We start from the raw sequence: 11,702 nt of genomic DNA on the forward strand, positions 1-11,702 counted from the left end.
GCGGGTCAGTTGTTCGACGGGAAGCCGAGGTTGATGCCGCCGTGCGACGGGTCGAGCCACCGGCTCGTGATCGCCTTCTGACGGGTGAAGAAGCTCACGCCGTCGGCACCGTACGCCTTGTGGTCGCCGAACAGCGAGTTCTTCCAGCCGCCGAACGAGTAGTAGGCGACGGGCACCGGGATCGGGACGTTGATGCCGATCATGCCGACCTGCACATCGCGCTGGAACCGTCGGGCGGCGCCACCGTCGTTCGTGAAGATGGCGGTGCCGTTGCCGTACGCGCCGGAGTTGATGAGCTCGAGGCCCTCTTCGTAGGTAGCGACCCGCACGACGCTCAGCACCGGACCGAAGATCTCCTCGGTGTAGACGCGGCTGGTGGTGGGCACCTGGTCGATCAGCGTCGGACCCAGCCAGAAGCCGTTCTCGTCGCCGTCGGGTCGGACGGTGCGGCCGTCCACCACAACCACCGCACCGTCCTGCTCTGCGACCTCGATGTACGAGGCGACCTTGTCACGGTGCTGCTTCGTGACGAGCGGCCCCATGTCGCACCCGCGACGACCGTCGCCGATGCGCAGGGTCGCCGCGCGGTCCTTGATCTTCTGGATGAGCTCGTCCGCCACCGGCTCGACGGCGACGACGACCGAGATCGCCATGCAGCGTTCACCGGCCGAACCGAACCCGGCGTTGATCGCGTTGTCGGCGACCAGGTCGAGGTCGGCGTCGGGCAGGACGAGCATGTGGTTCTTCGCGCCGCCGAGGGCCTGCACGCGCTTGCCGTGCTTCGTGCCGGTCTCGTAGACGTACTGTGCGATGGGCGTGGAGCCGACGAACGAGATCGACTCGACGTCGTCGCTGGTGAGCAGGCCGTCGACGGACAGCTTGTCGCCGTTGAGCACGTTGAAGACGCCGTCGGGCAGCCCGGCCTCCTTGAACTTCTCGGCGAGCCAGATGGCGGCCGACGGGTCCTTCTCGCTCGGCTTCAGCACGACGGTGTTGCCCGCGGCGATCGCGATCGGCAGGAACCAGAGCGGCACCATCGCCGGGAAGTTGAAGGGGCTGATGATGCCCACGACGCCGAGCGGCTGGCGGATCGAGTAGACGTCGATGCCGGTCGAGACCTGGTCGGAGAACTCGCCCTTCATCAGGCTCGGGATGTTGGTGGCGAGCTCCACGACCTCTTGCCCACGGGCGATCTCGCCCATGGCGTCGTCGATGACCTTGCCGTGCTCGCTCGTGATGATCTCGGCCAGCTCGGCCTTGTCGCGGTTCAGGATCTCGCGGAACGAGAACAGGATCGCCTGGCGCTTGGCCAGGGAGAGGTTGCTCCAGCCGGGGAACGCCGCCTTGGCGCTGCCGATGGCCGCCTGGATCTCGGACTCGTCGGCCAGCGCGACCTGCTTGGTCGCGACGCCGAGCGCCGGGTCGTACACGGGGGCGGTGTTGCCCGACGCGGATTCGACGCGCTTGCCGTCGATCCAGTGCCCGACGGTGGTGGTGGTCGTGTCGGTGAGCGTCATGCGTTGCTTCCTTCCGAGATGGACGAGTCCATGGTGGTGGCGCCCGCGAGCCGAGCGGCTGGGTCGTGGGCATCTGTGGAGAACCCGCCCCGGGCCTCCTGGCTGTGGACGAGACCGGCGGCGACGTCCACGGCGGCGGCGACGTCGCCGTCCGAGGGGTAGAGCAGGGTGCGTCCGACGACCAGGCCGCGGACGCCGGGCAGGGCCAGGGCGTCAGCCCACTTGGCGTACGTCTCCAGCGGGCGCGAAGCCGGGTCGCCGCCGAGCAGCAGCGTGGGCAGCGTCGTCGCGGCCATCACGCGCTCCATGTCGTCGACGACGGGGATCTTGAGCCAGCTGTAGGCGCTGGATTCGCCGAGTCCCGCAGCGATCGCCATCGAGGTGATCACGGCGTCGGCCGACAGGTCGTTGACGACCCGGCCGTCCCGCCACTCGGACATGAACGGCTCGAGCATGATCGGCAGCTGGAGCGCCGCGGCCTCGCTGACGGCGCGGGCCGTGGCCTCGAGCGTCGGCGCGGTGCCCGAGTCCTCCAGGGCGATGCGCACCAGCAGCTTGGCGAAGTCGAGCCCGGAGTCCTTGATGGCCTGCGCCGAGTACGCCGTGTACCGGTCGTCCATCTCGAACGTCGCGCCGCGGAGTCCACCGCGGTTCATCGACCCGACGACGACCTTGCCGTCGAGGGCGCCGAGCAGCGCGAGGTCCTCGAGGATGTCGGGGGTGCCGAGCACGCCGTCGACCCCCGGCCGGCCGAGGGCCGTGACGAGCCGCTCGAGCAGGTCGTAGCGGTCCGCCATCGCGGACTCGTCGTCGCGCACCGCCAGCGCACCGCGTGCGGGGTGGTCGGCGGCGACGATGAAGAGCTTGCCGTCGTCGGCGAGCAGGGAGCGCTTGCGGCGGGCGTCGAGCGTGGCACGCACCAGGTCCGGCTGGCCGGCACGGATGTCGCGGAGGCGCTGGAAGTCAGCGGGGCTGAGCTCAGGCATGGGTCTTCTCCTCGGTGTGCGTCTCACCCGTGTGCGTCGCACCCGTGTGCGTCGTGCCCTCGGCAGGGTTGTCGGTCAGGAACTGCTCGATCTCGTCGCTCGTCGGCATCGCCGTCGAGCACTCGAACCGCGTCGCGACGATCGCGCCGGCGGCGTTGCAGAACGCCAGGATCCGCTCGAGGCTCCAGCCCTGCAGCAGCCCGTGCGTCAGCGCGCCGCCGAAGCCGTCGCCCGAGCCGAGCCCGTTCACGACGTCGATGTGGTGCGGACGGAACTCGACGAACTCGTCGCGGGTCTTCGCCAGCACGCCCTTCGGCCCCTGCTTGACGATCGCGATCTCGACACCGCGGTCGAGCAGCGCGTCGGCGGCGCGGACCGGGTCGGTCTCACCGACCGCGACCTCGCACTCCTCGCGGTTGCCGACGGCGACGGTGGCGTGCTCGAGGGCGATCGCGACCTCGCGCGTCGCGGCCTCGGGGCTCGACCAGAACATCGACCGGTAGTCCAGGTCCAAGACGGTGTGGGTCTTCGTGCTGTTCTGCGCGGCGGACCGGGCTTCGTAAGCGACGTGATGCGCCTGTCGGCTCGGCTCCTCGCTGAGGCCGGTCACCGTGGTCCAGAAGATCTTCGCGCGCTCGATCTCGTGCAGCGGCAGGGACTTCGCCGTGATCATCAGGTCCGGCGCCTTCGGGGCCCGGTAGAAGTAGAGCGGGAAGTCGTCCGGCGGGAAGATCTCGCAGAAGGCGACGGGGGTGTTCAGCCCCTCCACCGTCTCGACGAAGGCGTTCGCGACGCCGTACTCGGGCAGCGTGCGCGCGATGTACCGGCCGAAGGGGTCGTTGCCCGTCCGGGTGATGACCGCGGCGTCCGCGCCGTGTCGAGCAGCGGCGATGGCGACGTTCGTGGCGCTGCCGCCGACGGACTTCGAGAAGGTCGAGACGTCCTCGAGCGGGCCGGTCTGCTGCGGGTAGATGTCGACGCTGACGCGTCCCATCGTGATCACGTCGTAGGCGTGGGGAGCTTGGTTCGTCATGCGACGCGGTGGACCTTCCGTGCGGCTTCATCGGCGGACGATCACGACTGTACACCCTGTTTGCCCTAATGTCATGACATGGATTCCGCGGTCCGTCACGTTGGTCCCGTGGCGCTGGTCACGCTGGTTCTGCGGGGCGCGCCGGAGTGCCGGGAGGCGCGGTGTCGGTGGGTTCTGCCAGGGTCGCGACATGCAGATCCTCGCCCTGGTCATCGGTCTCGTGATCGGCATCGCCGTCGGTGCGGTCGTCGCCTGGTCGCTCGCCCGCTCGCGCGCGGGCATCGACGCCGCGTCGTCCCGTGCGATCGCCGAGGCGCTCCGCGGCCAGCTCGAGGCGGCCCGACGCGACGCCGAGGAACGCCTCGACGCCCAGGACACGCAGTACCGCCGCCAGGTCGACTCGCTCGAACGGCGCTCCGCCGAGCTCGAGCACCTGGTGCAGCGCATGCACGGCGTCGACGCGGCACGGAACCAGAACGAGTCGAAGGTGCTCTCCGCGCTCAGCCCCGTGGCGCAGACGCTCGACGTGATGCGCACGAAGATCGCCGAGCTCGAGCAGTCGCGGAGCGAGCAGTACGGCGCACTGTCGGCGCAGCTCCGGTCGGCCGCCGAGTCGGAAGAGCGCCTGCGCGCCACCGCCGACACCCTGGCCAGCGCCCTGTCGTCGAACAGCACGCGCGGCGTCTGGGGCGAGACGCAGCTGCGCAACGTGGTCGAGGCCGCAGGGCTGCTCGAACGCGTCGACTTCGACGTGCAGTCCTCCGTCACCACCGCCGTCGGCTCCGCCCGCCCGGACATGGTCGTGCACCTGCCCGGCGGCAAGACCATCGCCGTCGACGCCAAGGTGCCGTTCAGCGCCTACCTGCAGGCCGCCGAGATCCCGGCGACCGCCACCGGTGCCGAGGCTGCCCGACGCGACCAGCTCATCGCCCAGCACGTCAAGGCGCTCCGAGCGCACGTCGACGCCCTTGCCGCACGGGAGTACTGGACCGGCTACGACGCCTCCCCCGAGCTCACCGTCGCCTTCATCCCGTCCGAGTCGCTCATCTCGAGCGCCCTCGCCGCCGACCCCGGCCTGCTCGACCACGCCTTCCGCAAGCGCATCGCGCTCGCCTCTCCCGTGACCCTGTGGTCCGTGCTCAAGACCGTGGCGTTCTCCTGGCAACAGGACGTCGTCTCGCAAGAGGCCCACGAGCTCTTCAAGGTGTCCCGCGAGCTCTACGGCCGGCTGTCCACGATGGCGGGGCACGTCGACAAGCTCGGCCGCTCGATCCGCGGCTCCGTCGTCGACTACAACCGCTTCGTCGGGTCGCTCGAACGCCAGGTCCTGCCGAGTGCCCGTCGGCTGTCGCTGCTCGACGAGTCGAAGGTGATCGCCGACCCGTCCTCGATCGAGGACGAGCCTCGGCTGCTCACGGCGCCGGAGCTCGTCGGCGCCGTCGACGAGGACTGAGCTGCTCGCTACGATCGATCGTCATGGGGGAAGCACTGCAGAACCATCCCGGCGACCGCGAGTTCCCGGTCCGTCCACGCTGGCGGCACCGGGCGATGGTCGCCAAGGCGCGGAAGCAGACCGGGCGACGACGGGACCGCGCCGCAGCGTGGATCATCATGGCGACCGCGATCGTGGCGTTCTTCGTCGTGCTCCTGATCTCGATCCTCGCCCCGTACGACGTCCGGGCGCACTTCGGGTACGGCATCCAGGCGGTGTGGCGCTGCTTCCTGATCGCCGTCGTCGTGTGGTTCGTGCTGACCTTCATCACATCGCTCCGTGACATCGGTCTGCCGGTGCGGGAACAGCGGCGGTACCGGGAGCGCACCGGCGCCCGCGAGCTGCCCGTCCGCCGACTGCAGCAGCTGGCGCTCGCCTCGTTCGGCGACTTCCACGAAGGATGGTGGCCGGCGTCGCTCGCCCCGTACGGTTCGCGGGTGGAGCTCGGCGGCGAGTACCTGCAGGACACCACGTCGTCGCCCTTCGTGACGATCCCCCTGCCCCCGCTGACGTTCCTGCGCCGCGAACTCGACGAAACCTACAAGATCGCCAGCGGGCGGGACGCACAGGCCTTCGCCGTCGACCTGCTCGGTCCGAAGAGCGTGTCGTGGCAGTTCCTCGCGTTGAGCCGATCCGCCGAGGGTGAGACCCGGCTCACCCGGCTGTCCTCACTGCTCGGCACCGACCCGTGGGCAGGCTCGAGCCTGCTCGAACGCCGAGCGGACCGCCCGCCGAAGCTGCTCTGGTCGATGGACGTCAAGAACGCGGTCACCGCCATCCGAGGTGCGTACGCCGCCGGGCTCCTGAGCGAGGACGACGCGTGGTCGTCGATCGACCTGGTCTCCGATGTCGCCTTCACCCTGTTCGACTCGTGGGACGACTACTTCGACAACCTGCGGGCCGCGTACGCCCTGGTCTACGACGAGCTCAAGACGGTGCAGGAGTTCGATGCCGGGCGGCGTGAGCTCTTCGCCTCGAACTGGCCGGTCACGCGGTTGCCGTGGCCGGGGTCGCCGGGGGCGCTGCTGCCGCGGACCGTCAGCGACCCGCTGTGGGCGGACGAGGACGACGCGTCGGTCTCCTGACCACGACAGGATCACCGTCGGGGCGACGGCTCATGCGTCGGAGTACCCGGGGAGCGCGCGGACGGCCTCGGCGTTGCGGGCCCACTCCGCTGCGATCCGCCCGATCGGCCACGCGTCAGACCCGCCGAACAGCCACATGGTCCCCACGATCACCATGTCCGATGCGAAGGCGGCGAGGTGCCCCGAAACCGGCATGAACTCGTCCATCTCCCGTTCCTCGGCGGACCGGTCGATGTGGTGCCGAAGCGCCTTCCCTTGCATCAACGGCTCTCTCACCGTCCATTCGGCAGTCCGTGCCGCAACCGATGGTGGGTCGGAATCGCGAGCGGCTGCGAATGCCACCGCCGCGTAGGCACCACGCTGCCTCGTCCATTGGGTGTGGGACACACCCTCGTCAGGGACGCGCAGCGCGCGTGCCGCCGTGCTCACACGGGGAGCGTCCCCGTAGACCGCGATCAACACCGATCCCCAGATCAGCGCAGCCCCGCCCGGAACCGTGACGAACGACTTCACCCGAGCCGCCTTCTCGAAGGCGTTCCGGACCTGCTTCGGAACGTCCATCGAGGACGGATCGAGCGCTGTGCGGAGCACTTCGACGTCGATCACCTTGAACCACCTTCGTTCGTGTCGCGACCAGGAGCCTTCGCAACGACAGGGCGCTGCTCGACCGCCAGTTGACCGCCTTCACCGAGAGTCTCGCTGGGAGGAGCGCACGCGATTGCCCCGTCGACACTCGTTCCTATCGTTGCCTCACCTGGGCTGCCCGACCAAAGATCTGTCGAACTTCACAAGAGGTCCGCTGGGAGGAAGGGCGACACAACGTCGTCGAGGTGCGCATCGATGGCACTGGCCACCGCAGGCAGTTCCATCGCCCAGTACCCGATGAAACCTTGACCGTACGAGTCACCGGGTCTGACCCGTTCCAGGGACCCCATCCAGCTCATCGACTTCATACGCGTTGGCCAGTCCGTCAGATAGGTCTGGATCGTGCGGTCCGCTTCTTCGGGCCGTTGAAGAACCGCCAGCAGAGGCCGCGCAACCCTGGGCGTCGAAGCCGCAGGGGATCCGCTGGGAAGGGCCAGCCGGTGTGCAGAAGCAAGAGCCGAGAACAACGGATCCGCGCCCTGCCTGATCACGGATTCGAGTATCGTCCGCGCGCTGTCGTCCCGACCACAGCCCGCCGTGATCCCGAGAAGTTGCAAGACGCTGATGTAGTACTCGTTCCCGTCGCTGAGGCGGGGCGAAGGGCCGGCATCGGAGAGCGCGGAGGTGACCCAAGCACGGTACGAGGCCGCGACGGACTCGGCTACATCGCCGATCTCATCGACGCTGACACCTGCGGAGTACTGCACGACCAGATGCTTGAGGCCCATGTGCCATTCGCCGCGCAACGCCCTCAGTCGCTTCTCCGCATCCGTTGCTCGGTGCACCGCTGCCCTGCGCCCCTCCCAGTTGGTTGAGGTGACTTGGATGGCACTCCGCCAGTAGCGACCGTTGAACTCGCTCGCCCGCTGGCGCAGCCCAGCATCCCGTCGGAACAGCGGCATCAGGATCGGGAGGTTTCCGCCGAGATGTACTGAGCGGGAACGAACAAGGCCAGGGTCACCCGGTCGTGCCCCTCCGAGAACTCCACGCCCTCCAGGTGGGCGCGAGCTGCATCGATTCGCAACAGGACGGGAGCGGTGGACTTGCGCCGCCCAGCCTGCAGAGCCAGCTCGCGATCGGTCGTCAGATGCGCGTACTGGCGCCCCATCGGCAAGAGCCCGTCGCGCAGGATCGACTCAGCCGCAGCGGGGGAAGTTGCGTGCCAGAGCACCGGCTGCGGAACGATCAATTGCTTCACGATGCGCTCGTCGATCGAGTGCCCGTACTGGGCACGGATCCGGGCGCCTTCGACGGCGAAGCGCTGCTTGTCGGATTCGACCACCACACGGTGAACATCGTCCTCGGACGCTGCCACGCCCGCCCGCTGCAAGGCGTCCACGAGGTCTGCGAGCGGGACGCTCCCGTCGGCGTCGAGCTCCAGCCCGTACGCACCCGGTTCGTGCCGCAACGCGTGCGACATCGCCTTGCTGATCGACGTGTCCGTACGAGGCATGTCTCAGTCCTCTTCCTGCTCCGCGAGCCACGCTGCTCGATGCTCCTCCATCTCCTCCCACCAGACGTCGAAGGACGTCCACTGCCCCCGGTACTCCGTCCCGGGCGAAGCGAACGTGTGGATGATCAGCACGGGAGGGTTGCCCGACCGGTCGCCACCGTCAAAGCAGAACACATCGTCTGTGTCCTGGTGCTTTGCGAAGGGTACGAGGGAACGGGTCGGATACTGCTTCCCAACGATGTCAACCCAGTCCGTTGCCTGGTTCTCGTACTCAGACGTCCACATGAAGGGATCGATTTCGGGAAGTGGGTCCTGTGCAAGGACACGTTGGAATCGTTCGGGATACTGGAATCCCTCGGGCGCGATCAAACGCGCTTCGATTTGCCGTTCCTCGACGGTTGTGAGCCTACGTTCCCTCACTGTGGTCCTCCGGTGAGCTTCGGGGGTCGTGAGACCGATCTGGATTCGCTTTCGACCAATTCGCGCCTTGCCACTTTATCCGAACCTCAGCGCCCCCCAACGTTCGGGGCTCAGCGTGGCGACGCTTCGTGAAGCGTTCAACCTCTTTTGCCGTAAACGGTTGATGAGGTTCGTGTACTCGGCCCCCGCACCGGAGAATCAGTGTGAGACTTGGCAGATCGTCGGATCAATTCAGATTGGCGCTTGATCAGTTCCTGCCTTGCCCTGCCACCCGACCAACGGTCAACGGAATCCCGAGCAATCCCAAAGTTCCAGCTAGAAACACTGCGGGTACGACCCTCGACCGTCACCTCGTTCTTCTACGCGCGAGCCAGGAGTGGCTTCACCGAGACCGACTGATGACCCGCTGACCCCGTTGCTCTATTTGTGATTCGACCGAGGTATTTGCTTGAAGAGTGAAACATGCACCGCCGTCTTTTGGTGCAACAAACGGGCCATTTCCAGCCAGGCTAAACAATGGATTTTGCGTCTCGTAATACTTTCGACTATTGTACAGAACGATCCACCAATCGTCGGTCTCGATCCATCCCCTATCCCAAATAAGGTCTTCGTCAGTGCGCACTTCCTTCGCAAATTCGTCCTGAGCATCCTTCAGAGTTCGCATGCAACATCACCGTGTCTCGAGTAGGAAGAGTTGATCGAAGTCACCCCTGTCCCGCGGATGGACCGGATGCGCGCAGCGCCTGCATTCAAGATGGCCGCCCGGTATATCTTTGAATCAGCCGCGGCCCCTCCCCGAGCACGGCAGCGTAGCGGTTCCAGTTCTCCCAGATAGTGACGACCGACTCGAGATCATCCGCGAGGAGTGACGTCGGAAAGCCCGCCGAGTACCGCGCACCCAACAGAAAGAGCGCGTTGTCGAAGTTCGCGGTCGTTCGAATAATCCCAGCTCGCACGTCGTCGGCCCGGAACACATGACTGAACGGGCGAAACCCCTCGATGCCGCGCGTCAAGACTTCTATCGCATCGGTCCAGTAGGCCACACTCACTCGGCTGTCGCTCGGAGTCATGATGTTCCGGTTTTGCGGAACCGCTTCACCTCGTCCACGGTCGACGCCTCGTTGTGCTCGTGCGCGAGTGGACCAGCTCATTCTGACGCGCGGAAGCCCCTAAAGGCGCCTCCATCTTTTCCCTTTCGAATCAATTGGGCATTGAGACCCCAATACACAGACACGTCTTGTATTTCTGTGTTAGCCGGCACGTCCTCCCCCCCGAAGAACATCGGCTTCCGCACTGCGACGACCTCGTCGAAGCGCAACGAATCCCTGCCGTGATAAATGAGCGCTTGCTCGAAACGCTGTGATTGAAGGACAGCGGTCACCTCGGGCACTTGAAGGAGAAGAAGGAATTCATCAATGTCGGCAACCTCCTCAATCAGTCCGGTCGCCGGGTCGGCGCCATAAATGGCGTGGGCCTGACCTTCCACGCCCCCCGCTCCTTCATCGACTACAAATTGTCGGCCCGCCCAGTCGAAAGCGACCACATCCACTGATGAGCTCACTTCGCCCGCAAATGCAAGCGCGACAGACTCGGCAGCTTCAGGCCCCGACACTGAATCATGAATGCGAAGGAGGCCGCGATTGAAAGAAGCACCACACCAATTTGCGTCAGCCAGTACAGGGGGAAAGTTTCTGGGCACATATCGAGCGCCGACGCCACCCACGCTCTCGTCGAGCTGAAGTTCAGTCAATTGAATACCCCGGGAGTTCACGAATAGCAGAAGCATTACGCTCCCACTCATCCTCTATGCGTGGGATCGGCCAAGCGTCCGATCCCCCGAAAAGCCACATGGTGGACAAGATGGTCAGGTCAACCGAGTACAGGTCCAAATGTCCGGAAACCGGCATGAATTCATCCATCTCCCGTTCCTCGGGCGACCTGTCGATGTGATGGCGAAGAGCCTTCCCCTCGAGCAGGGGTGATTTGACCGTCCATCCGAAGGTCCGCTGCGCGACCGACGGCGCGACCGAATCTCGATAGGACGCGTAAAACGCCGTCGCGTACGCGGCTCGCTGCCGGGTTCTCTGGATGTGCGGAAGCGTTGAATCAGGTACTTGCAACGATCGCGCGAGTAGCATATTACGGCTTTTATCACCATATATCGCCAGCAGCGCCGAACCACGAAGCAGCGCAGCGCCTCCGGGATCGGTACCGAACGACCTGATCTTCTTAACTTTGTCCAGCTCCGCTCGCACGGGCTTTGTAATGTTCAGGGAGGAAGGTTCTACTGCCTCACGCAGCGTCTTGACATCGATCAAAGAGAGTTCTACTTCCGCATAGATATAGTTACGCGATGAACGAGATCACCTGGATCCAACTGTAGCCGCTCGACCTCATGCCGGACCTGAGAGCCGATCGATCTGTTGACACTCCGATCAAGCCATTGGAAGTTCGACACAATGTTCTGTCCGCCGAGCTGCAGGTCTTGAACGTGGTCAGCATCCATGCCCTTCGGGTCAAGACCAGTGTGCTTCTTCAATGCGTCTCGCACGCGGAATTTCCGGTCGGCCTCCGAAACCTCTGTGTAACGGAGTTCACCCTTGCGAGCGAGGTCATCGAGTTGCGCAACCTTCTGATCAGCGGCCGCCCGGCGGCCAGCGCCCCACGTCTTCTTGTACTTCAATGTCATCTCGACACCTTGCACCGCCGACCGCCTGCCATCGACGACGACCTTCGTGATCCCGGCGACGACCTCTGATCCGTTCCTGAGGTTGGCCGCACCGTTCGCGGCAGTTCCCACAAGACGCTCGGCTGACGCTGCCTTACTCACGGATCGAGCGATGCCCGCTGCCCGTCCCAGGACACCAGCACCGGGGACGCAGTCGAGCAGGGAGAACGCGAGGTCCCACCCGTCGGCTTCACCCTTGCTCATCTTGTACAACGTGTCCGCCAACACCACGAGCGCGATCGCCGCGATGATCAACGTCCACGGCCCCGGGATGATCATCGCGATGATCCCACCCACCGCCACGACGACCTTCGCCACCGACACGATGGTCTCCCACGCCTCG

Annotated in this window: 14 protein-coding genes; 2 read left to right on the top strand and 12 right to left on the bottom strand. The window is 65.8% G+C overall.

Annotation, left to right across the window (positions count from 1 at the left end; translation table 11 throughout):
• Positions 1 to 5 precede the first annotated feature (5 nt).
• The 3 genes from DEJ05_RS06595 to iolC are packed head-to-tail and all read right to left on the bottom strand — an operon-like array spanning position 6 to position 3,536.
• Positions 6 to 1,517: a CoA-acylating methylmalonate-semialdehyde dehydrogenase gene (locus tag DEJ05_RS06595; protein WP_110864410.1), complete on the bottom strand. Its 1,512-nt coding sequence runs from the start codon at positions 1,515 to 1,517 to the stop codon at positions 6 to 8.
• Entirely contained in the window at positions 1,514 to 2,503 is a 990-nt protein-coding gene (locus DEJ05_RS06600; protein ID WP_035807563.1) for a class I fructose-bisphosphate aldolase, read from the bottom strand. Before DEJ05_RS06600 ends, DEJ05_RS06595 begins: the two co-directional genes overlap by 4 nt.
• Positions 2,496 to 3,536, bottom strand: a complete 1,041-nt coding sequence (gene iolC, locus DEJ05_RS06605) for a 5-dehydro-2-deoxygluconokinase (RefSeq protein ID WP_110864409.1) — start codon at positions 3,534 to 3,536, stop codon at positions 2,496 to 2,498. Before iolC ends, DEJ05_RS06600 begins: the two co-directional genes overlap by 8 nt.
• A gap of 190 nt (positions 3,537 to 3,726) precedes the next feature.
• Here iolC and DEJ05_RS06610 point away from each other — a divergent pair, with 190 nt between their 5' ends.
• Together DEJ05_RS06610 and DEJ05_RS06615 are read left to right on the top strand one after the other, a co-directional pair.
• On the top strand, positions 3,727 to 4,989 hold the full coding sequence (locus tag DEJ05_RS06610) for a DNA recombination protein RmuC (protein WP_111110044.1): 1,263 nt from the start codon (positions 3,727 to 3,729) through the stop codon (positions 4,987 to 4,989).
• Positions 4,990 to 5,012: 23 nt separating this feature from the next.
• Positions 5,013 to 6,113, top strand: a complete 1,101-nt coding sequence (locus tag DEJ05_RS06615) for a DUF1266 domain-containing protein (RefSeq protein WP_111110045.1) — start codon at positions 5,013 to 5,015, stop codon at positions 6,111 to 6,113.
• Between the two features lie 30 nt (positions 6,114 to 6,143).
• On the opposite strand, the gene DEJ05_RS06620 is transcribed toward DEJ05_RS06615, so the two are convergent.
• The 9 genes from DEJ05_RS06620 to DEJ05_RS06655 all read right to left on the bottom strand — a co-directional run.
• On the bottom strand, positions 6,144 to 6,719 hold the full coding sequence (locus DEJ05_RS06620) for a hypothetical protein (RefSeq protein ID WP_111110046.1): 576 nt from the start codon (positions 6,717 to 6,719) through the stop codon (positions 6,144 to 6,146).
• Positions 6,720 to 6,898: 179 nt separating this feature from the next.
• On the bottom strand, positions 6,899 to 7,660 hold the full coding sequence (locus DEJ05_RS06625) for a PoNe immunity protein domain-containing protein (protein WP_111110047.1): 762 nt from the start codon (positions 7,658 to 7,660) through the stop codon (positions 6,899 to 6,901).
• Positions 7,660 to 8,211: an RNA 2'-phosphotransferase gene (locus DEJ05_RS06630; protein ID WP_111110048.1), complete on the bottom strand. Its 552-nt coding sequence runs from the start codon at positions 8,209 to 8,211 to the stop codon at positions 7,660 to 7,662. Before DEJ05_RS06630 ends, DEJ05_RS06625 begins: the two co-directional genes overlap by 1 nt.
• A gap of 3 nt (positions 8,212 to 8,214) precedes the next feature.
• Positions 8,215 to 8,580, bottom strand: coding sequence for an SMI1/KNR4 family protein (locus DEJ05_RS06635; protein WP_146245031.1), 366 nt, complete (start codon positions 8,578 to 8,580; stop codon positions 8,215 to 8,217).
• Positions 8,581 to 9,013: 433 nt separating this feature from the next.
• The gene (locus DEJ05_RS06640; protein WP_111110050.1) at positions 9,014 to 9,295 is read right to left on the bottom strand and encodes a YrhB domain-containing protein; all 282 of its coding nucleotides are present in this window, start codon (positions 9,293 to 9,295) and stop codon (positions 9,014 to 9,016) included.
• A gap of 85 nt (positions 9,296 to 9,380) precedes the next feature.
• Positions 9,381 to 9,701, bottom strand: coding sequence for a hypothetical protein (locus tag DEJ05_RS06645; protein ID WP_111110051.1), 321 nt, complete (start codon positions 9,699 to 9,701; stop codon positions 9,381 to 9,383).
• A gap of 77 nt (positions 9,702 to 9,778) precedes the next feature.
• Complete coding sequence (locus DEJ05_RS17820; protein WP_181440675.1) at positions 9,779 to 10,417, bottom strand: hypothetical protein; 639 nt, start codon at positions 10,415 to 10,417, stop codon at positions 9,779 to 9,781.
• The gene (locus DEJ05_RS17825) at positions 10,374 to 10,949 is read right to left on the bottom strand and encodes a hypothetical protein (protein ID WP_128781153.1); all 576 of its coding nucleotides are present in this window, start codon (positions 10,947 to 10,949) and stop codon (positions 10,374 to 10,376) included. The genes DEJ05_RS17820 and DEJ05_RS17825 overlap by 44 nt, the downstream gene beginning before the upstream one ends.
• 8 nt (positions 10,950 to 10,957) lie before the next feature.
• The coding region (locus DEJ05_RS06655; RefSeq protein WP_220037008.1) for a polymorphic toxin type 15 domain-containing protein at positions 10,958 to 11,702 on the bottom strand (745 nt) is incomplete at its 5' end.

Source organism: Curtobacterium sp. MCLR17_045 (genome assembly GCF_003234405.1).
In the GTDB taxonomy this organism is placed as follows: domain Bacteria; phylum Actinomycetota; class Actinomycetes; order Actinomycetales; family Microbacteriaceae; genus Curtobacterium; species Curtobacterium flaccumfaciens.